Source organism: Tenacibaculum sp. Bg11-29, from assembly GCF_002836595.1.
Taxonomy (GTDB): Bacteria; Bacteroidota; Bacteroidia; order Flavobacteriales; family Flavobacteriaceae; genus Polaribacter.
The window spans coordinates 2,494,466-2,516,792 of the sequence record NZ_PJBB01000003.1; the positions used below are offsets into that span (position 1 = coordinate 2,494,466).

At 30.0% G+C, this 22,327-nt stretch carries 20 protein-coding genes; 16 read left to right on the forward strand and 4 right to left on the reverse strand.

Annotated features, from left to right (window positions below; genetic code table 11):
* Positions 1–8: 8 nt before the first annotated feature.
* The 5 genes from CXF68_RS11340 (at position 9) to CXF68_RS11360 (ending at position 6,046) form a co-directional block, all read left to right on the forward strand.
* Complete coding sequence (locus tag CXF68_RS11340) at positions 9–1,973, forward strand: AAA family ATPase (RefSeq protein WP_101044750.1); 1,965 nt, start codon at positions 9–11, stop codon at positions 1,971–1,973.
* 3 nt (positions 1,974–1,976) lie between these two features.
* Positions 1,977–2,474, forward strand: coding sequence for a hypothetical protein (locus tag CXF68_RS11345; RefSeq protein WP_101044752.1), 498 nt, complete (start codon positions 1,977–1,979; stop codon positions 2,472–2,474).
* A gap of 7 nt (positions 2,475–2,481) precedes the next feature.
* Entirely contained in the window at positions 2,482–3,717 is a 1,236-nt protein-coding gene (locus tag CXF68_RS11350; RefSeq protein WP_101044754.1) for a DUF6638 family protein, read from the forward strand.
* Between the two features lie 3 nt (positions 3,718–3,720).
* On the forward strand, positions 3,721–4,257 hold the full coding sequence (locus CXF68_RS11355) for a hypothetical protein (protein ID WP_101044756.1): 537 nt from the start codon (positions 3,721–3,723) through the stop codon (positions 4,255–4,257).
* A 94-nt stretch (positions 4,258–4,351) separates the two neighbouring features.
* The gene (locus CXF68_RS11360; protein WP_101044758.1) at positions 4,352–6,046 is read left to right on the forward strand and encodes a DUF4199 family protein; all 1,695 of its coding nucleotides are present in this window, start codon (positions 4,352–4,354) and stop codon (positions 6,044–6,046) included.
* 42 nt (positions 6,047–6,088) lie between these two features.
* On the opposite strand, the gene CXF68_RS21205 is transcribed toward CXF68_RS11360, so the two are convergent.
* Entirely contained in the window at positions 6,089–7,045 is a 957-nt protein-coding gene (locus CXF68_RS21205) for a helix-turn-helix domain-containing GNAT family N-acetyltransferase (protein WP_101044760.1), read from the reverse strand.
* A 161-nt stretch (positions 7,046–7,206) separates the two neighbouring features.
* Between CXF68_RS21205 and CXF68_RS11370 the strand changes: the two genes are divergently transcribed.
* From CXF68_RS11370 to CXF68_RS11395, 6 genes are all read left to right on the forward strand, one after another.
* The gene (locus CXF68_RS11370) at positions 7,207–7,557 is read left to right on the forward strand and encodes a DoxX family protein (protein WP_101047486.1); all 351 of its coding nucleotides are present in this window, start codon (positions 7,207–7,209) and stop codon (positions 7,555–7,557) included.
* Positions 7,558–7,559: 2 nt separating this feature from the next.
* On the forward strand, positions 7,560–7,967 hold the full coding sequence (locus CXF68_RS11375; RefSeq protein ID WP_064967556.1) for an OsmC family protein: 408 nt from the start codon (positions 7,560–7,562) through the stop codon (positions 7,965–7,967).
* A 48-nt stretch (positions 7,968–8,015) separates the two neighbouring features.
* The gene (locus tag CXF68_RS11380) at positions 8,016–8,549 is read left to right on the forward strand and encodes an NADPH-dependent FMN reductase (RefSeq protein WP_101044762.1); all 534 of its coding nucleotides are present in this window, start codon (positions 8,016–8,018) and stop codon (positions 8,547–8,549) included.
* A 76-nt stretch (positions 8,550–8,625) separates the two neighbouring features.
* On the forward strand, positions 8,626–8,865 hold the full coding sequence (locus tag CXF68_RS11385; protein ID WP_101044764.1) for a glutaredoxin domain-containing protein: 240 nt from the start codon (positions 8,626–8,628) through the stop codon (positions 8,863–8,865).
* Positions 8,866–8,869: 4 nt separating this feature from the next.
* Positions 8,870–9,307, forward strand: coding sequence for a MarR family winged helix-turn-helix transcriptional regulator (locus tag CXF68_RS11390; RefSeq protein ID WP_101044766.1), 438 nt, complete (start codon positions 8,870–8,872; stop codon positions 9,305–9,307).
* A gap of 86 nt (positions 9,308–9,393) precedes the next feature.
* On the forward strand, positions 9,394–10,263 hold the full coding sequence (locus tag CXF68_RS11395) for a pirin family protein (protein WP_101044768.1): 870 nt from the start codon (positions 9,394–9,396) through the stop codon (positions 10,261–10,263).
* Positions 10,264–10,316: 53 nt separating this feature from the next.
* Here CXF68_RS11395 and CXF68_RS11400 read toward each other — a convergent pair whose 3' ends face one another.
* The gene (locus tag CXF68_RS11400) at positions 10,317–10,781 is read right to left on the reverse strand and encodes an Lrp/AsnC family transcriptional regulator (protein WP_101044770.1); all 465 of its coding nucleotides are present in this window, start codon (positions 10,779–10,781) and stop codon (positions 10,317–10,319) included.
* A 155-nt stretch (positions 10,782–10,936) separates the two neighbouring features.
* Here CXF68_RS11400 and CXF68_RS11405 point away from each other — a divergent pair, with 155 nt between their 5' ends.
* The 5 genes from CXF68_RS11405 to ettA all read left to right on the forward strand — a co-directional run bounded on the left by CXF68_RS11405 (position 10,937) and on the right by ettA (position 17,338).
* Positions 10,937–12,052 carry a histidine decarboxylase gene (locus CXF68_RS11405; RefSeq protein ID WP_101044772.1) on the forward strand — a complete coding sequence of 372 codons (1,116 nt, stop codon included), beginning with the start codon at positions 10,937–10,939 and terminating at the stop codon, positions 12,050–12,052.
* A gap of 155 nt (positions 12,053–12,207) precedes the next feature.
* Positions 12,208–14,232, forward strand: coding sequence for an NADPH-dependent 2,4-dienoyl-CoA reductase (locus CXF68_RS11410; protein ID WP_101044774.1), 2,025 nt, complete (start codon positions 12,208–12,210; stop codon positions 14,230–14,232).
* Between the two features lie 103 nt (positions 14,233–14,335).
* Positions 14,336–15,322 carry a UDP-3-O-(3-hydroxymyristoyl)glucosamine N-acyltransferase gene (gene lpxD, locus CXF68_RS11415; protein WP_101044776.1) on the forward strand — a complete coding sequence of 329 codons (987 nt, stop codon included), beginning with the start codon at positions 14,336–14,338 and terminating at the stop codon, positions 15,320–15,322.
* 127 nt (positions 15,323–15,449) lie between these two features.
* Positions 15,450–15,626: a CAL67264 family membrane protein gene (locus CXF68_RS11420; protein WP_232771699.1), complete on the forward strand. Its 177-nt coding sequence runs from the start codon at positions 15,450–15,452 to the stop codon at positions 15,624–15,626.
* Between the two features lie 20 nt (positions 15,627–15,646).
* The gene (gene ettA / locus CXF68_RS11425) at positions 15,647–17,338 is read left to right on the forward strand and encodes an energy-dependent translational throttle protein EttA (RefSeq protein ID WP_101044780.1); all 1,692 of its coding nucleotides are present in this window, start codon (positions 15,647–15,649) and stop codon (positions 17,336–17,338) included.
* Between the two features lie 361 nt (positions 17,339–17,699).
* Here ettA and CXF68_RS20845 read toward each other — a convergent pair whose 3' ends face one another.
* Positions 17,700–17,870, reverse strand: a complete 171-nt coding sequence (locus tag CXF68_RS20845; RefSeq protein ID WP_198553806.1) for a hypothetical protein — start codon at positions 17,868–17,870, stop codon at positions 17,700–17,702.
* Positions 17,871–17,885: 15 nt separating this feature from the next.
* Positions 17,886–21,962: a zinc-dependent metalloprotease gene (locus CXF68_RS11430; RefSeq protein WP_101044783.1), complete on the reverse strand. Its 4,077-nt coding sequence runs from the start codon at positions 21,960–21,962 to the stop codon at positions 17,886–17,888.
* Positions 21,963–22,327 lie beyond the last annotated feature (365 nt).

Genomic DNA, 22,327 nt, shown 5'->3' on the forward strand with positions numbered 1-22,327 from the left:
AAAATACTATGGAACACAATTCAACTTTTCCAATAAAACAGAATGAACTTGATATGCTTCGAGATGAAGCAAGCGGATACTTAAAAAGTATTCAATGGGAGCAAGGACAACGAGCAAAAAATAAAAATAAAGACACCAAAGACGACTCTATATTATTATATTTATCTAGAGCAAACAACGGAAGTTCAACAACAGAAGTAACTTCGGTATCTAAAACAATATTAGCATTAAAAAAACGATTATTACCAGATTCTATCGCAATACCTGTGTATTTAAATCAAACACTGTACGCAGTTCAAGAAGGGCTTACCTTAGGTATTTGGATAAAAGATAGTTACTATGATGCATCAGGATTATCGAGCTTACGAGAACGAATAGCTGCGTTAGATGCAAATGGAAAACGAGAATTTGAAAGCAAAATGCAAACTGCAACAGCCTTTCAATTGTTTGCTACATCTTATAAAATAGTACACGACTTAAAACCGCATGCATCTGACGATTTATCAGTAATGAAACAGAAATTCGCAGGAATTCCTGAGGTTTCATTTATATCTCCATTAAAAGGAATAGCATGTAGTTTGTTTTATTATGAAAAATATTTAGGACATCCAGATATTATAAAATCAGATAAAGACGTTATCGATTTTACGGTAGTGTATTTTGAAGCTTTAATTGATGAAATTCAATTGCGAAAAAGTAGTTTAGAATATACAGAGACGATTGTAGATAGAACCTATAAATTAGAGAAGAGCGAATTTGCTATTTCTGGTTGGGAAAATGCTTTTTCAGGAACAGCAAAGAGTATCGAATTTAATAAAATTAAGTTTGAACAAATTGTTGGTAATAGAGATGCAAAACACTTTGCACGTAGGTTAACAGAACGAATGTTAAGTTACGATTTTGAAGCAAAGAAAAATCCGTTTCAAGAATTGGGAGGGTTTATGCCTGTGTTTATGGGGTATGGAATTCCAGGTACAGGAAAATCGATGTTAATTGCCGCAATAGCAACACGATTAAAAGAACATAGTGATAATTTAGACATTCCGTTTTTATTTCACCCAATGCCAGACACCTTAATCTCTACATTTCAAGGAGGATCGGCAGAAAAAATGGTAGCATGGATGAAGCCAATGCAAGATCCATCAAAATTAATATTTGCCCCGATTGACGATGCTGAAAATAATTTACAAGAACGTACAGCACAAGGAGTATCAGCCGGAGTAAAAGAAGTTATCGGAGTTTTCTTACGATATACCGAAGGAGCATACGCTGTAAATTACGGGAATAGTTCTATTGGTTTATTCACAAATTTACCTGAAATGCTCGATAAAGCAGTTATTTCTCGTGTGCAAGGGCGGTTTAAAATTGACGGAGCAAGAACGGAGCATGACTTTTTAGATCAAGATCATTTATGGTGGCGTAAGTTGCAAAAAACAATGCCCGATTTTGTAAATATGACAAGCCCTTCGGATTATGAGTATTTGAAAGATCAAGGATTGGCAAAAAGTATGGGAGATATTTTAAACTCTGTAGAAAAACCATCTGAGGCACGAGTTTTAGAAGCATATGATAAAGCAGAAAAACAACATAAAACGAATGATCATTTGTTTTATGCAAGTTTGTATAAAGAAATTCAGAATATATTTCCGTTTTTCTCATCAAGAGATGTTCGTAACATTCAGTCAGCAATATCATTACGATTAACCGATTTCGATTTAGAACAAGATTGGTTTGATAAACCAGAAATTTATTTTAAGCAGAATTACGAAACAAAGTTTAATATGCTACAAGAATTAATGAAATCGAATATGAAAGGATTGAATTTTTCTGAAGTAAGAAGACAAGAAGTAGTTCGATATTTAGACAACGTAGCAACAATTGCTGATACCGATTTTAAACGAAAAGTAGATGCTAGAGTAAACCAAATGAATATTGATTTAGAGGCTAGGGGACAGTTTAATGAAAGAAGCTAGTAAATGGCTACTATAAAGGAGGTGAAAACGATAATTGAGAATTCTACTATAGATTTAAATGAAATAGTAAAAAGGAATTGTTGGAATGTTTTATCAGATAATTATAAATATTTTTTACATGAAATTTCGAACGAAAGAGGTAACGTTGTAAAAAAGAAAAAACTGAAATTAATAAAAGAGGTGTCGGAAGATTTATCTAAAATTTATTTTGATATATATGATTTGAACTTTCATATTTATGCTTCAAAAAAAGATGAAACAATTATCGTAATTAAGTATTTTCTTAAGAAATTTTTAGATGAAGAGTTTTTTGAGGAGGTTAAAAATAATAAATCAATGATTCATTCTAAATTAAATATTCCTTTTTATAGGAAACATCAAAACCAAAAATTTGATGTTAATAGGGAGTTAGGAGGTTCAAGATATGAATGGAATTCTTTTTTTAGTAAATTATTATTTAAATTAAGATATATAAACAGAGAAACTTTTATTAAAGAGTAAAATTATAATGCAAAAATTAAAAGAAGCCAATTTATATAGAAGTGAGTTAATTCCTGTAAGCGGAAAGTTAGTAGAACGTTATAATAAATGCTTAATTAAATTAGGACTTACGGTAACAAAACTAGAATCATTTTCTATTGACGGACTCGGTTGGAGCCCTGAAATATCTGAAGAAAAAGAAGATATTCATTATTTAAATAATGGAGATGCAAACTCGCATTGTATTATTATTACACCATTTCAAAAAGGATTACCAATATACAATCCGTTTCATTCTTTTGATAAAGACTTAATGAAGTTGATTTTTAAAATACATGAAACTAAAATTCAAAATATTACGAGAGATTCAGCAATTTGTGTCGATTTTGATCAGAATATAGATGTTTTTTACGAACCACTAGATGTTTTAAGATATACAGATGTTGTAATTCGTTTTCGACTAATAGATAATTTAGACAAAGTAAAAGAAGAGCAATTACAATTAATAGTAAACTTTAATAAAGATAATAACTTTATAGATGAAAAGATTCATCAACAATTATTAGATTCAGCTAATAAATATGGGGATTTAAGAAATAGAGATTTAAACTTAGAAGATATTGTTTTTACATCAGACTCTTTTTATACAAAAGCATTTGGTGGTATCTATTTATTGCGTAATTTTCTAACACCTATTTTAATCTTCGAAGAAAAAGAAGCTTATAAAGAAGCTATAAATGATACAGTACATGATGTTTTAATGTATCATATTTCTCATTCAGAATTAATGGAGAAATTGAGAGATCATTTAATAACAGAGTGTGATTTAAAAGAAGAAAGAACGTTTAATCGTTATGAGCGAATACAAAAATATTTATTTTCAAAACATTTAGAAGAAGTAAACCACCCAATAAAAGATATTTTAGAAGACAATATGTTATTTAAAAGTTATTTGAATAAATTAAATATTGAAACTCGTAAAAAAGTAATGAGTGTAGATAGATATTTAGATAAACTGAAAATTAACAACGAAACAAAAATTAAAGATATTATTGATAACAGTGTGTATTTTTCTTTGCATAAACCACACTCATCATTAAGGTCAAATCATCAAGATTTAATTTGGAAACTATTGGTTAACATTTCACCAAACGATGTGTTGTTTTTATATTGGTATGATAAAGAAGAGTTTTACAAACAATATTTAAATTGGGATGCATCTATGCAAGATTGGGTAATTGAAACAATTAATAAAAATATATAAATTATGACACCAGAGCTTATTGTATTTATTGCCGCCATATTATTTGGTATTTTAGTTTGTTGGAGAGAATCTAAAGGAAATAAACTATATCGATTTGTAAATAAAATTTTGAATTCGAAAGAATTGCAAATGAAAGCATCAAATAAAAAAGGATTTGTGTATGAACAAACTTTTTTATTAAGATTGGTTTTTATCGCAACATTCTATTTAATGAGTGTGGTTGTTATTCAGTTTTTAATACCAATAACATTGGCAACGATATCTGTTTTTATATTTATGATTGTAGGTACATTAATAGGTGTTTATGTGGCTGATTTAATTTTTAAATCATCAAAAATAATTGAAGAGCAATCTGATTCTTTAGAGAATATAGTGCATGATTCAATAGAAAAAGGAAAAGATTTTATTGAAGATTTAAGAGGAGAATCAGATACTACATCAAGCAGTGTTGAAAACGATGAAGCACAAAAAAAAGTAGAAAAACCAAAAGCGCAAGAAAAAAGTGCTAGAGAAAGATTAAAAGATAAAGGGTTGTTGTAATTAAGAAATAACAACAAAATAATCTTTCAGATTAAAATAAATAAACATTTTGCTATAACTTTACTAAAAGTGATGCAATAATAAAATAAAGAGTATGATTAAAAAATACTGGCAAAAAGGAGGGAAACAAAAGAGGAGAGTTATATTGTTTTCTTTTATATTACTGATTGCGTTATTCGTTTTAAGAGACGATTACCAACCAGCATTATTATTTATTAGAAAATACATTTTTATAATTCTGTTAAGTTTTTGTGTGTTGTTTTTCGGATTGAGAAATTTTAGAAAATCAGCAAGTTCAGGAAAAAGGGTTTTTATTTTAGGAATGTTAATTTTATTTTTTGGTGCTTTGTATGGTATTGGATGGCATTATAAAATGTACGATTATATGAGAACCTATAATGTTTTTAATAATTTAAAACGCATTCAAATAACCGAATTGCCTTTAACACAAAATGAAAGAATACAACCTTTACGTAATATTTTTTCAATGGCAAATGAATCAGTCGGAGAAACAAAAGATATTTCTTTACCGCATTTAGTTAGAGTAGATTCAGTTAATAAATGGACGATGGCAATTCAGCCCACCGAAAAATATGTTTGGCAAGGAATTAGTGACAATACAGAAGAAGTTTTTTCAGTATCAAGTACAACACCATTTCCTCGGTTTTCAAGTGAAAACAGAATTTCAGTAACCTTTTCAATAGGAGAATCTTTAAAGTTTAGTCGTAATACATACAATGCAGTTGTACAACGATTCAGTATTTTTCAGTTATTTAACCTTGAGCCAAGCGATACTTTTTATATGAAAAACGATAAAGGAGCATGGGTGCAAGTAGTAAGTTTAATAAAGTGGAAAGGCTTTTTGTTTCCGTACCCAAGTTTTGGAGGCGTAATGGTTATTGAGAACGGAGAACATGATTTTGGAGATTATGTAGAACGTATTTTATTAGGAAAAGGAACTTATATTTCTCCTGAGGAAATGAAAAATTATCCATATTTAACAAGGCAAAATACGTTATCAGAAAAAGTATCACGTTTACAAGCAGAGTCTTTAAAGTTTTTAGGAGGATTTAGCGATCCATTACCTTGGAATATGAAAACAGCGGTAAAAATACCAAACCTACCAGATGATCAAAATCAGCAACCGTTTGTAACGGATTTTGATTTTTCTGAAACAAATTTAAACGCTTATAGTGGTTTATACCATTGGTTTGGGTTAGAACCTGTAGGAGATGAAAGAACAAGTTTAACTTACAGTGTTTTTGTACCTGCTGATGGTACTAATAAGTTTTATTATTACGACCATGCATCAAAAAAACAAGGTTATGCAGGTGTTTCGGCAATGCCTTTAAAAGTAATAGAATCACGTAAAGAATTTGATTGGTCGGTAAACAAACCAGTAGAATTTAGACCTTATATAAAAAATATAGCAGGTAAGAAAAGATTGTTTTTTATTGGTACTGTTTCAGCAATTAGAGAAGGTTCAAATAAATTTGATGGCTCAGCAACGCCAGATTTAGCGTTAATTGATAGTGAGTACAGAGACGTCGTTTGGATTGATGCAAAACACCCAAGTAAATGGAACGCTTCGGTGTATGAGCAGTTAGGTGAAGCTTGGAAAGAAAGTGAAACTTCGAACGACTATTTTAAAAATATTAGCTTTGCTAAAGAAATAGAACATATTAAAATAGATTCTATAGCGTTGGCTTCTAAACAAAAAATTGAAGCAGAAAAAATTAATAAACTCCAAAAACAAATAGATTCTATTAAAGAAAATTCGAATAACTAGAATTTTCTTTAATATCTTTAAAAATAGGATAAGTCATATGACTTATCCTATTTTTAATTCCATTTTTATATCAGAACGCTCATAAGGGCAGTTTTTTTCAACAGGAATTTCTATAAAACCATATTTTTTATAAATATAAATTGCATTTTCAAGTTTGGTATTTGAATATAGCGTAAGTTTTTTAAAACTATTTTCTTTAGCAAAATCAATACATTTTTGCATAAGATGCTGTCCTATTTTGTAGCCCCTATGTTTTGGCGATACGGCCATTTTTGTTAATTCAAAAACACCACTATTTATTGGCATTAAAGCAACTGTACCAACAACTTCATTATTAATTTTCGCAAAGAATATGTGTCCACCTTTATCGATAATGTATTTATCAGGGTTACTTAATACTTCTTCATCATAAGCCTCAACATAAAAAAAGCTTTTTAACCACTCTATATTTAAATTATAAAAATGAGAAGCATATTCATTTTTATAATTTGTAATTTCTAAGGCATTCATAATTTTAGTATTCATTTGTATATGTTCTGTAATAGCTTTGCTAAAAGATTTTTTGTTAAATTTTTCTTCTAGTATATTTAAAGTTTCAACTAAAGAGTTTGAAGATATTTTGGTATATTCTTTAATTATAAATTCAATACCATTCCAAATAGGAGTTACATTTTTAACTAATGTTTTCCCTTTTTTAGAAAGTATTATAACTTTTTTACGCTTATCAACTTTATCAATCTTTAAAAGGATTAGTTCTTTTTTTAAAAGCTTATTAATAGCTTGTGTTGTGGCAGGTTGAGAAATATGTAAACTATTTGTGATCTCAGTATTTGTTACGCCATTTTTACTTTTTATAATTCTAAAAGCAGGAAATAGATAAGGGTCAAAATCAATATTAAATGTATTATATACTAATTGAGTTTCTCGCATCATATATTCACTAACTCTTTTTAAACGAGAACCAATACCAATTTCTCCTAAATTCTTTAATGCATCCATAGTTATTAAATAAGTATTTATATAAGTACTTATGCAAATGTATACTTATTTTATTATTTGGCAAAACAGTATTTTTGAAACAATTAACACCCGTGATATTATTTACCATGGAATATAAAAAATATTTTTGTACCTTTGTATTAAACTTAAAGTTAATTAAGATGAAAAAAGACAAAATAATTTATTATTCAGCAACTGGTTTATTAACATTATTAATGTTGTTTTCTGCAGGTATGTATTTATTTAATCACGAAGCAGTAATGGGGATGTTTACAAGTTTTGGTTACCCTACTTATATTATTTATCCGTATGCAGTTGCAAAACTTTTAGGAGTTGTTGCTATTTGGTTTGTAGCGAATAAAACAATTAAAGAATGGGCGTATGCAGGTTTTTTCTTTGCATTTATATTAGCGTTTTTTGCCCATGTAATGATAGGAGATGGTGAACAAAAGGGGGCTATAATAGCAATGATATTACTTATTGTATCATATATTTATAGTAAAAAGATATAAAAATGGCAGCAAAAGTATCATCAAAAGTTGTTTTAACCAATCGTAACTATTTAGCAGAGGCAAAGATGAGAAATCATTTTGCTGTGTTAGACGAACCAGTAGATAGAGGTGGAGACAATAATGGGCCAACTCCAGTAGAGTATTTATTAACAGCAATTGGAGGTTGTGTTTCAATGACTTTAAGAATGTATGCAGAACGAAAAAAATGGGATGTAGGTGAAATCACTGTAAATGTAACTCAGAAAGAAGAACTAACATCTGATGGAATTAAAAAATCATTGACTGAAGAAATTTCATTTGAAAAAGAAATTACAGAAGTACAAAAAACAAAATTGTTAGAAATAGCAGGAAAGTGTCCCGTAGCTAAAATGGTAAAAGGAGAAACAGAAATACGAACTAGTATTAAATAAAAACAAATAGTTCGAGTGAATATTGAATTAATAAAAGAAATAAAAAAGATGAAGAAAATAATAACCTTTTCAGGTAGTAATAGTAAAAAATCAATCAATAAAGAATTAGTAACGTATACAGCAAGTTTAATAAAAGAAGTTGAAGTAATTACTTTAGATTTAAATGATTACCCATTACCTATTTATGGTGTAGATGAAGAGACAGCAAATGGAATACCTAAAAACGCTCAAAAATTCTTTGATTTAATTCAAGAAGGAGATGGTATTGTTTTATCATTGGCAGAACATAATGGAAACTTTACAGTAGCATTTAAGAATATGTTTGATTGGATGTCTCGTATCAATCAAAAATTATGGAATAACATACCAATGTTATTAATGGCTACATCACCAGGAGGAAGAGGTGGATCTTCTGTGTTATCAATAGCTAAAAATGGATTTCCACACATGGGAGGAAATATAATAGCAGATTTTTCTTTACCTAGCTTTTATGATAATTTTAAAGAAGGTGCTATCATTGAAACAGCTTTAAATGCACAATTAAATGAAGCTGTCAAAGCGCTTAAAATTTCGTTACAATAAAAATATTTGTATCGACTTTATATTCCTTGGAGTATAAAATAAAATTAATTAAATTTGTATTAAAAATTTAGGAGAAATGAAAGTGGTTTTATACGGTAAAAGAGGGCATGCGTATTCAGTTGCATTTAAAAATTACTTAAAATGCACAGATGTTGTTTTTGAATATAAAGATATTTCTATAGATGAACAAGCTAGTGAGCATACTAAAATGCTATATGGAGGAGCGCTAAAAGTACCAACATTATTTGTTAATGATAAGGTGTATTTAACCCCAACTACAGATGAATTTAATAGCATAATAAAAGAGTTATATTAAGAAGATGGGAGATATTTCTAAAGACATAAAATCTAAGTTTAAAAATAACAAGGTAAAAGCATTAATCAATATAAAGTACACTGCAAATTGGTTAAGTAGTAACGAAAATGATTTTTTTAAACCCTACGGAATATCTCCACAACAATTTAATATTTTAAGAATTCTAAGAGGTGCTGGAGAAGCTATAAAAGTTCAAGTTATTAAAGATAGAATGATAGAGCGAGCACCAAATGCAACTCGCCTAATGGATAAACTATGTGACAAAGAGTTTATAGAAAGAATTCGATGTGAACATGATAGAAGAGTTGTTTATATAAGTATATCAGAAAAAGGCTTGAGCTTATTGGCTACGATTGATAAATCATTAGAACTAGATTTTTTAGAAAATTTAACTGAAAAAGAAGCTGGTCAATTAAGTGACTTATTAGATAAAATCAGGTAAATAGTTTCATGAAATTACTAAAAAAAACAGAGAAAAATTTGTAAAAATATATTCCTTGGAAAATATTTTATTTAAAACTATTATCAATGAAAAAACTAAAATCAATACAATATAAAGTAGGAAGTCCATTAGTAAATATGGGACCAATAAAATTACGACAACCTTTACCTACTGAAGGTATCGAAAATGTAGATCCGTTTTTATTATTACATCATTATGGACCTTATGCAATTAGTCAATCTAATAATCCGTTTGATCTAGGACCACACCCACATAGAGGGTTTGAACCAATTACATTATTATTTAAAGGAGAGCAATTACACCGAGATTCTTTAGGTAATGAAATGTTAGTAAAAGCAGGTGATGTACAATGGACAACAGCTGGTCGTGGAATTATACATGCTGAAGGACCATCAAAAGAATTTGTAGAAAAAGGAGGAGAATTAGAAGGTATTCAACTGTGGTTAAACCTACCAGCAGAAAAAAAAATGATGCCTGCAAACTATCAACACATAAAGAGTGAAGATATTCCGTTAATTATAAATGAAGACAAAACAATTCAGCTTAAAATAATAGCAGGGAATCAAGCTAATGAAACGGGGTTAATTGAAACTCAAACTTCGGTAAATGTATTTACAATGAAAACTGAAGTTAGGGGTGAAATGTTTATAGATATTTCGAAACATCATAGATCTTTAGTTTATTTATTAGAAGGTGAGGTTACTATAAACAATGAAGCTACATTAAAAAAAGGAGCAACACAAATGGTAACTTTTAACGAAGATGGTGAAACTATTCAAATAGAAGCAAAAAAAGAAAGTGTTTTATTAATACTATCAGGAGAGCCAATTAAAGAAAAAATTGCACAATACGGCCCGTATGTTATGAACACGCAAACTGAAATTATGGAAGCAATGCGTGATTTTCAACAAGGTAAAATGGGGTATTTATATTAGTTTAGTTTATAGTTTTGATATTTTATAAAACCTCTAAAATATTTTTAGAGGTTTTATTTTACAGTAATTTTAGTTTCATTTTTTAATTGTCGTATTACAAATGAGCTTTGAATATTTGAAATAATTTTAAGCTGAGACATTTTATGTAAAATAAAGTATTCATACTCTTTAATATCTTTTACAATTACTTTTAATAGAAAGTCGTAACCACCAGCTATATATGAAACATCCATAATTTCATCTAAAGAGTTAATATATTTTTCAAATTCTTTAAACGCTGCATCTTGATGTTTCAATAAAGTAATTTGGCAATATACAATCAAACTTCGGTCTATTAATTCAGGATCAACAATGGCAACATATTTTTTAATAATACCATTAGCTTCAATTTTTTTAATACGTTCATGTGTTGGAGTAATTGATAAATTTACTTTTTGAGAAAGTTGCTTTATTGATTGTTTTCCGTCTGTTTGAAGCTCATTTATTAGCTGCAAATCAATAATATCTAATTGTTGCATAGTATATATTTCTGTTTCTGATTATTTAGAATAAAAGTAAAGTATATTTTTCTTTTATTTATGATTTTAAAAGCAAAATATTTCAAATTTTTGCTTTATATGAGTTTTATTTAATTGATTTTTATCTTTGTGTCGGAAAATAAACAACGTGATATATGAATAAAATAGATCAGATATATAATAGAATTAGTGAGAATACAAATACATTTTTAGGATATCCGTTGGCGAAAGATTTTTCTTATAAAGAGTTCGCTCCTTTTTTAGATTTATGTATTAATAATGTAGGTGATCCTGAGTCAGAATCAACATTAGCAATAGACACTAAAGAGCAAGAAAGAGAGTGTATTTCCTTTTTTGCAGACATACTTTCTTCTAATACGAAAGAAACATGGGGATATGTTACAAATGGAGGAACTGAAGGGAACTTGTATGGTTTATATCTTGCCAGGGAAAGTTACCCTAATGCAGTTGTTTATTATAGTGAATCAACACATTATAGTGTAAAGAAGAATTTACATTTATTAAATATAAATAATATTGTAGTTAGAAGTCAAGATAATGGTGAAATGGATTATGATGATTTAGAGCAAATATTAATGCTACGTAGAGATAAACCAGCTATTTTCTTTTTGAATATTGGTACTACTATGACTGAGGCTGTAGATAAGCTTGATGAGATTAAAAGAATAATTAAGAAGTACGCTATAAAAGATTATTATATACATTGTGATGCCGCATTTTTAGGAACTATAGCTCCATTTGTAACACCTAAACCAAAATTTGATTTTTCAGAGGGTGTAGATAGTATTGCAATATCTGGTCATAAATTTATAGGAGGGCCAATTCCTTGTGGAATTGTAATGGTTAAGAGAAAACATAGAGATCGTATAGCTAACTCTGTATCTTATGTAGGTACTTTAGATACTACTATTACTGGATCACGTAATGGATTAACACCTTTGTTTTTGTGGTCTTTTATAAAAAAACATGGAAAAGAAGGTTTAAAAAATAGAGTAAAAGAATCACAAGAATTGGCAGCGTATTTAGAAGTAGAACTTAATAGAATAGGAGTAAAGGCATGGAGAAATAATGAAGCCTTAACTGTTGTATTAGAGAAACCTTCTAATAAAATATGTAAAAAGTATCAATTAGCTTCAGAAGAAAATATAGCACATATAATTTGTGTACCGGGTATAAAAAGAGAACAGTTAAATGTCTTTTTAGAAGACCTTAAAAAAGAAGTGGAAGAAAACTTAGTTGTCTTAGTTTAAAGTATTACCAAAATAATATTAGTATCTGTTAAGTAGATCTTTTTTTAAATTTAAAAAAACTCAAGTATTTTATTAAAAATACTTGAGTTTTTTGTTTTCTAAAAAATTGTATATTGCAAAGTATTATGCATGCATAATAAATTTAAATTAAGATTATGAAGTACAAACATATTTTTGAACCATTAGATTTGGGTTTTACAACATTAAAAAATCGAATTTTAATGGGTTCTATGCATACTGGTTTAGAAGAAGAGAAAAATGGAACAGAAAGAATAGCTGAGTATTATGCTGAACGCGCTAGAGGTGGAGTAGGCTTGATTATTACGGGTGGGATTTCACCAAATATTCAAGGTTGGACAGCACCATTTTCGGCAAGAATGAGTACGAAAAAACATGCTAGAGAGCATAAAATAATTACAGATGCAGTACATGAAGCAGGAGGTAAAATTTGTATGCAAATTTTACATTCTGGTCGTTATGGTTATCACCCAGTAACAGTTGCACCATCAAAAATACAAGCCCCAATTAATCCATTTAAACCATTTGCTTTAAAACAATCAGGAATTCGTAGAACCGTAAAAGATTTCGTGAATTGTGCTAAGTTGTCAAAAGAAGCAGGTTATGATGGAGTTGAAATTATGGGTTCTGAAGGTTATTTAATTAATCAATTTATAGTAAAAAGAACAAATAAAAGAACAGATAATTATGGCGGAAGTTATGAAAATAGAATCCGTTTAGCAGTAGAGTTAGTTCAGAAAATACGTGAAGCTGTAGGTGAAAATTTTATAATCATCTATCGATTATCAATGTTAGACTTAGTTGAGCAAGGAAGCTCATGGGAAGAAGTTGTACAGTTAGGAAAAGAAATTGAAAAAGCAGGAGCTACCATTATTAATACAGGTATTGGTTGGCATGAAGCACGAATACCTACGATTGCAACATCAGTACCAAGAGCAGCATTTACTTGGGTAACACAAAAAATGAAAGAAGAATTATCAATTCCGTTAGTAACTTCTAATAGAATTAATATGCCAGAGACAGCAGAGAAAGTATTAGCTGAAGGGCATGCAGATATGATTTCGATGGCACGTCCATTTTTAGCAGATCCAGAATGGGTAAATAAGGCAGAAGAAGAACGTGATGATGAAATAAACACATGTATTGCATGTAATCAAGCGTGTTTAGATCATGCATTTCAAAAGAAAGTAGCGAGTTGTTTGGTAAACCCAAGAGCTTGCCACGAAACAGAATTGAATTACTTACCTACTAATAATAAGAAAAAAATAGCAGTTGTAGGTGCAGGACCAGCAGGTTTAGTTGCAGCAACGATAGCAGCACAAAGAGGGCATGAAGTTACTTTGTTTGATGCTGAAAGCGAAATAGGAGGTCAGTTTAATATTGCAAAACAAATACCTGGTAAAGAAGAATTTTACGAAACAATTAGATATTATAATAAGCAGATAGAGCTTCATAATGTAAACTTAAAATTAAATACAAGAGTTTCTGCTGATGATTTAGTTAACGAGAAATTTGATGAGGTTGTATTAGCAACAGGTATAATACCGAGAACACCGAGAATAGAAGGTATAGAGCATGATAAAGTATTAAGTTACATAGATGTTGTTAAGCATAAAAAACCAGTAGGAAAGCGTGTAGCTGTTATTGGTGGAGGAGCAATAGGCTTTGATATTTCAGAATATTTAGCACATGAAGGTGAAAGTACTTCTCAAAATATAGATGCTTGGTTAAAAGAATGGGGAATTGATAAAACAATGAAAGCTCGAGCAGGTATTGAGAATGTGAAAGCAGATATTCATCCATCACCGAGAGAAATTTTTATGTTTAAACGAAGTAAAGGTAAATTTGGTAGTAAGTTAGGTAAAACTACAGGTTGGATTCATCGTTCTGTTTTAAAAAAGAAAAAAGTAAATTTTATAAGTGAAGTACAGTACACTAAAATAGATGATGAAGGTTTACATTACGTTCAAAATGAAGAGCATATAATATTAGCTGTAGATAATGTAGTTTTATGTGCAGGTCAAGTTCCTTTTAAAGAACTATTAGAACCTTTAGAGGCTAAAGGAATAAAAACACATGTAATTGGCGGGGCAGATTTTGCTGCAGAATTAGATGCTAAAAGAGCTATTAATCAAGGGAGTAGGTTGGCTGCTGAGTTGTAAATAAGAATTAATATATTTAACAAAAAAAATCCTGTACGTTACAGGATTTTTTTTGTTAAATAATTAAACACTATTTTTAGCAAACTAACTACTAGAAATCAACATGAAATCATTTACAATAAAAGAAATTAATTCACTAGTTAATGGGGAATTGATAGGGGATTGTTCTGAGAAAATTACTGCTCCAGAACAGATTGAAAAAGCAAGAAAAGGTGAAATTACTTTTATTGGAAATAAGAAATTTACACGTTTATGGGAAAAGTCTAATGCAAGTGCTGCTATTATAGATAATAAATTAGATATTCAACCAGGAGAAAATAAAGCGTTTATAAAAGTTGCTAATGCAGACCTAGCTATGGCTACTTTATTAGAAGCCTTTCAGCCAGAAGCACCATATTTTGAAATAGCTATTCACCCAACAGCAGTAATTGATAGTTCTGTTAAATTAGGTAAAAAATGTACAATAGGTGCAAATAGTTATATCGGTAAAAACGTAGTTATAGGAGATGGAGTAGTTATATACCCAAATGTTTCAATTTTTGATGATTCTATAATTGGAGATAATACCATTATTTGGTCTGGTACCGTAATAAGGGAACGAAGTGAAATAGGAAAAAACTGTATTTTTCATGCAAATGTGAGTATTGGTGCAGATGGGTTTGGGTATAGACCAAGTGAACAAGGATTAACAAAAATTCCACATATAGGAAATGTTGTAATAGGTAATCAAGTAGAAATAGGTGCTAATTCTTGTGTTGATAGAGGGAAATTTAGTTCTACTATTCTAGGAGACGGGTGTAAGATTGATAACTTAGTTCAAATAGGACATAATTCTGTGCTAGGTAGGTTTTGTATTATGGCAGGAAATAGTGGATTAGCAGGTTCAGTTACTTTAGGAGATGGTGTTATTATCGGAGGGAGTGCTTCTATAAAAGATCATACAACTATTCATTCAGGAGCGAAAGTAGGTGCCGGATCAGGAGTTATTGCAGATGTGCCAGCAGGAAAGTCAGTTGTAGGTTACCCAGCAACCGATGCTCGTGAAATGATGAAACAATGGGTTACTTTGCGTAAGTTAGCTAGAAAATAAAAAGTAAATGTTATATTTAAAACCTCACTTTTAGTGCGGTTTTTTTATGCAATTTTTTTAAATAGAAATTATAAAATAAATACGATATTTGTAGTTCACATTTTTTATAAAAAAGTAAATCATGGCAATGAATAAAAACACGGTTCTAAGTTGGGCTACATTTATAATGATTTTAATTGGTCTTTTATTAATATGTTTAGGAGCTTTTAGATATAATGAAGTAGCAGGTTATGGGTTTGCAGCAGTTGGACTAGGTTTTTTTGCGAATGCCTGGGTGTTTAATGCTTTAAAAGGACGAGTTTAATTAATAAAATATAAAATAAAATGTCAGACGATAAGAAAGTCATTTTTTCAATGAATAAGGTCTCTAAGACCTTTCAAAGTACAAATAAGCAAGTTTTAAAAGATATTTATTTAAGTTTCTTTTATGGAGCTAAAATTGGTATCCTTGGTCTTAATGGATCGGGTAAATCTACATTATTAAAAATTATTGCTGGAGTAGAAAAAAACTTTCAAGGAGATGTTACATTTTCTCCAGGTTATAAGGTTGGATACTTAGAGCAAGAACCAAAATTAGATGATACTAAAACGGTTATAGAAATCGTAAGAGAAGGTGTTGCTGAAACCGTAGCTATTTTAGAAGAGTACAATAAAATCAACGATATGTTTGGTTTAGAAGAAGTGTATTCTGATGCTGATAAGATGGATAAGTTAATGGCGCAACAAGCAGAGCTTCAAGATAAAATTGATGCTTCTAATGCTTGGGAACTTGATACTAAATTAGAAATTGCTATGGATGCATTGCGTACTCCAGATGGTGATACTCCAATTAAAAACTTATCAGGAGGGGAAAGAAGAAGAGTTGCTTTATGTAGATTGTTATTACAAGAACCAGAAATATTATTATTAGATGAACCTACCAATCACTTGGATGCAGAATCTGTACACTGGTTAGAGCATCATTTAGCACAATATAAAGGAACTGTAATTGCTGTAACGCACGATAGATATTTCTTAGATAACGTTGCAGGTTGGATTTTAGAATTAGACAGAGGTGAAGGAATTCCTTGGAAAGGGAATTATTCTTCTTGGTTAGATCAAAAATCTCAAAGAATGGCGCAAGAAAGCAAAACAGCTTCTAAACGTCAGAAAACGTTAGAGCGAGAATTAGAATGGGTTCGTCAAGGAGCAAAAGGACGTCAAACAAAGCAAAAAGCACGTTTGAAGAACTATGATAAGTTGATGAGTCAAGATCAGAAACAAACAGATGAGAAATTAGAAATATACATTCCTAATGGACCTCGTTTAGGTACCAATGTAATTGAAGCTAGTGGTGTTTCGAAAGCATTTGGAGAAAAATTATTATATGATAATTTAGAGTTTAATTTACCACAAGCAGGAATTGTTGGAATTATTGGTCCCAATGGAGCAGGTAAAACAACTATTTTTAAAATGATTATGGGTGAGGAAACTCCTGATGGTGGAAGTTTTAAAGTAGGTGAAACTGCTAAAATTGCCTATGTAGATCAAGCGCACTCTAATATTGATCAAGATAAATCTATTTGGGAAAATTTTTCTGAAGGGCAAGATTTAGTAATGATGGGAGGAAAGCAAGTAAATTCTCGTGCTTACTTAAGTCGTTTTAATTTTGGAGGAAGTGAGCAGAACAAAAAAGTTTCTACATTATCTGGTGGTGAGCGTAACCGATTGCATTTAGCAATGACTTTAAAAGAAGAAGGAAATGTGCTATTATTAGATGAGCCTACGAATGATTTAGATGTAAATACACTAAGAGCATTAGAAGAAGGTTTAGAAAACTTTGCAGGTTGTGCGGTTGTTATTAGTCACGATAGATGGTTTTTAGATCGAATTTGTACACATATTTTAGCTTTTGAAGGAAATAGTGAAGTTTATTTCTTTGAAGGAGGTTTCTCTGAATATGAAGAAAACAAGAAGAAACGTTTAGGTGGAGATTTAATGCCAAAACGAATTAAATACAGAAAGCTAATTAGATAAATTAGTTACTACTTATTATTTTTATAAAACAAAACTCGAAGCTAGCATACTTCGAGTTTTTCTTTCTTTTTCATTTAACAATTTCCCCACCAATTTAAACTGTTTTGTAAATAGTTCATCATAGTTTGTAGTTTATGTTAAAGCTTTGTTAAATCCAATAATCGTGCCGAAATCTCAATTTTGTAGTTCTTTTTAATTATTAGTATTTTTTTGTACTATTTGTGGGGGTATTTAAAAGAGGTTTTTTCATTTAATATGAAAAAACTTTTTTCTTATTTTGAGTTTTTAATATAGCAACAAAAAAACTCCAAGAACTTAAGTTCTTGGAGCTAAATTAAAGTTTATGATAATTGTCTTTTAATTAAAAACCATTACCTGGTGCTTCGGGGCTAGATGCTTGTGCTTTTTGAGGGTTTAATACAAGGTAGGTACCAATAGCTGTTAAAGCAGCGTATTTACCATATTTCCCCATTTTTTTTAAAGCTTCGCCACGAGTTATATTTGTGTCTTTAGATATATTTTGTTTTTTCATCTTAAAATTCTTTTCTTAATTTTTTAAAATAATTTTTTTATTAATCTTTTCTCCTTCACTAGTTACATTTACAATATAAATCCCAGAAGAAATTTCAGGTAAGTTTATTGCTGTAACTCCATTAGATTTAAAGGCTTTAACCATAACCGTTTTACCAATTGGAGAGTAGATTTTAATTAAGTTATTTTTAGCTTGTAACCCTTTAATAGTTAATTGGTTTTTTGAAGATTGGTACACAGATATGTTACTTAAAGTATGTCTATCATTGTTAATTTTATTAGAAGTTGTGTGTATAAAGAATTGACTAGGTGTATTCGCTTTTTTCTTTAAGGATACACTATATTTTTCTTTAGATAAGTTAATGAATTTGTTATTAACTTTATCTTCTATATAAACTTGCGTATCACTAGGTAAATTAAACGATTCAGCAGAAAAGACAATTGTTTGATTTGTGTTTACTTCTAAGCCAACAGGAACAATAGTTGTTTCTAAGTTTTCTTTAGGTAAAGATTGAATAGCATATTCTTTATTATTCTCTTTATTAACTAATTGAGAATAAAAATTAAAGTTGCTTTTAGTTCCTTTAAAAGTACTACCATCATATCCATTATCAAAGCCAGTGGTAGCTCCTTCTAGGTAATATAGTTTGGTTGTTTTAGTAGTGCCGTTACTAGCTGTAGCTGTTATGTTAATTTGAGTTTTAGAGTTGGATTGTCTTTGAAAAGTACCTGAAGTATGAGATTGATTAGCTTTATCAAAAGTTACATTTGAGTTTGCACTTGCACTAATAAAGAAACCTTGCCCTGGAGCTATTTGAAAGGCTCCATCAATACCCGCTAATTTTAAATCATAACTACTAGTAGTTTGATTCCATACCCAAGCTGTAGCTTCAGATACAACTGTGTTTAAAGGATTCGCATTAAAAAAATCACCTAAATTGATGTAAGAAGTATAAGGGTTTCCTACTAGGTTGTAACTGTTTGTGTTCATTGTAACAGGATAAGTTACAGTAGTTGAATTTGTAGTCCCTGTAAATTTAAGGTCAGCTGCTAAATTAAGTTTAACAGAATACCCTTTTCCTGAAGTAATATTTCCTAAAGTGTTTGCGTTTTGGTAGTTCCAAGCAGTTCCATCATTTTGGTAAGGAGCTAAGCCAATATTATTACCAGTCCCTAAAGCAAAAACGTTGTTATCTAATAAGTTGGTTATAGTCTCATTTTTTAAGGGTGAACTTACCAAATACCAATTATTGGTCGCTAAATTTCTATTATAAGTAACAGTAGCAGTTAATTCGCTATTTGTAATTAAAGAAGCTCCAGATTCAATAATAACAGCGCCAATTGTAGTTGGAGAATCGATTATTGGAAACATATTAGCATTTGCTGGTATTATAACTCCACTAGTAATTGTAGGTACGGTATTTGTACTCCAGTTATCAGGATTGGTCCAGCTAGTATCAATAGTCCCCGTCCATGTAATAGTGTTAGGTAATGTAGTACTACCTGCTACAATAGGGCTTTCAGGTTTGTTGTAGAAAGCATATTCATTAACGGTATATCCTGTTCCGTTAGCAGCTACAGTAACTTTTAACCATCCATATACAGTTTTACCTTTATATTGAGATTCAAAACCGATATAACCAGTTCTGTTACTCCATTCAGTATGAGTTGAAGTATATAAATCTAATTGATCAGGGTATGCTCCAGGAGCAGTAAAGTTACTAGTTGATGAAATTAATTCTCCATTCTCTAATAGTGTAATGTTTCTGGTAGTAGCATTTGTAACTAATCTTTTACCATATGTTTCTATTTTTAAATGATTAGCACCAAAATACCATGAACCATAGTCATAATATGCACCATCTAATTCGGGAATATAAAACCAGTCCCATGCAGAAGCACTATCTACAGATTCATTAAGTGTTCCTGTGATTATAGTGTAAGGATCAATAAAATTAATGTCGATACTATTAGCATAGTTTATAATGTTAGTAAAACCATTGTTAAAAGCAGAAGTATTAAAAGTTACGTTATAAGAAGTGTTGTTTGCTTCCGTATGATTTATAGCTGTACCAACAGCTACTAATTTAACTTCCGTGCTGTTTACATAAATAACTTTAAGACTATAATTGCTAGGTGCTGTAGTGGTAAAATCTACACCATTTACAAATGTTTTATTGCTAAATTGGGCTGCACCAGAAATATTAATTTCTGTAGCGAAATTAATGTTACCATTATTACCTGAACTTTCAGAGGCAGTATTAGATGTTAAAAGTAATTCAGCCGCATTAGGGTCAATTAATGTTTGACCAGCTGTAATGTCACCGTTTGGTTTAGTAGAAAAGGCATATTCATAAACAGTTAAAGTTTCTCCGTTGTCAGAAACACTAGCTTTCATCCACCCGTTAATAATTTCACCATTGTGATTTGTGGTAAAGCCAATATAACCTGTTTTTCCTTCCCAAGCAGTATATCCGTCATATCTCATATCTAATTGACCAGGATAGTCTTCTGGGGCAGTAAAATTGCTAGCTGTAGATATAAGATTACCTTGTTTTAAAAGAGTAATATCTCTTGTGCCAGTATTTGTAACTAATTTTTTACCATAAGTTTCAATTTTTAAATGTTTGGTTACATATACCCAAGTACCATAATTGTTGTTTCCATTAATAAGAGTTAAGTTGAGGTTATCCCATGTAGCTCCTGTTGTAGCTGAAACATCGGCAATATTTTCATAAATAATTTCAAAAGGATTATAAAATTTTAAATTTAAACTGATTGAGGTACAAGATAAATTAGAAGCTCCAGAAAAAGAAGAAACATTAAAACTTAAATTTTTAGTTTCATTGTTTGTTACTAAATGACTACTTGCTGTACCAGCAATGGTTAATATAGCAGTCGTTAAAGAAGTAATCTGAATAGAAGAATTTAAACCTTGAGGTAAAGCTAAAGTATAATCTGTATTTTCAGTAAGAGAGCCTGAAGCTGCAGAGAAATTAGCGTTATCAAGGGTAACATTTACTGTTTTATTAAAGCTACCATCATTAGCAACTAATTCTTTAATATCGTTAGTATCTACAACTAAAGATCCTCCAGTGTTATTAACACCAGTATCTATTAAGTTTTGAGCAGTCCATAATGTTTTACGTGCATCATGTTGTAATGCAGCTAACATACGATCTGTTTGTCCTTTTGTAAACATACTATAACAACCGTATGCAGCACCATTGTACCCCATGTAGTTTTCGTAGTTAATATTTTCATTAAAACAATTTAAACTAGGTGTACAAGATCCATCAGGAACTACTGATTCTGCTTCGGCAGGAGTATCATCTACTTCATCATTAGGAAGTGTACAGCCGCCATCAAAAGTATGTATAAGGTTAAAAAAGTGACCAAATTCATGTGTTAATACAGAAGCAAATTCATCACTATTAGCATTTCCATGTAAATAAGCACCATTATATACAATTCTTGCAATACCGTCATCAGACATCCATGTAGTTGGATACCAAGCTACACCAGAGTTTGTTGTAGCACCATCACCATATAAATCATTCTGGATGTATACATTAACATATTTATAATTATCCCATGCATCAGCAGCAACAGCAGCATTAGAACCTGTTCCACCATAACCAGCTTTTTCATCATAATAAACAACACCACTACTACAATTTCCGTTAGGATCTAGTTGTGCTAATTTAAATTCAATATCTAAAGTACTTTTTATAGGCGCAAATTGTGCATCAACAGTTGCAAAATCAGCATTTAAACCTTGAAAGTCTTCATTCATTTTATGTAAAGCTACTTTAATTTTATCAGTAGTTACAGTTAAACCATTTTGTACTTCACCATAAACATGAAAAACAACAGGTATGGTGTAAGTGCTAGCTAGTTTACTTTTTTGTTTTTTAGATATTTTTCTTGAATAGTTGTTGAACTCAATATATTCTTTTCTCGCTTCAGGATGATTTTTAAAATAAATCTCATTTTGAATACTAGCTTTACAAGCGCGTTTTGATTGTGAGTAGATTTTGGACTGTAAAGCAGAAACCAAAATAAATAGAACAATAGTAAAATTATTTCTCATTGAAATGTTTTTTTGAATTAATTAATAGATAGCTCCCCGTTAAAATTTTATTAATTTTCAGTAAACATACTGTTAATTGCTTTATCTGTATTATTTTAGTATTGTTATTGGTAATATCGTATGTGTATGTGTTTATTTTTTAATTTTATTTTAAAAATTATGATAAAAATTGGTTATGTAGTGAAGCTGTTTTTTGGTTTTTATTATCAGAATAGAGGTGTGGTGAAAGGTGTTTTTTATGTATCGTATTAAAGTGAGTTGTTTATTGATGTGTGTTGAGAGAGACAATTACTTGAAACTTGTTTGTCTGTTTTTGTTTCTTAGTTAGATAAAAATTAGTGTAATTATAAGTAATGGTAGTTTGA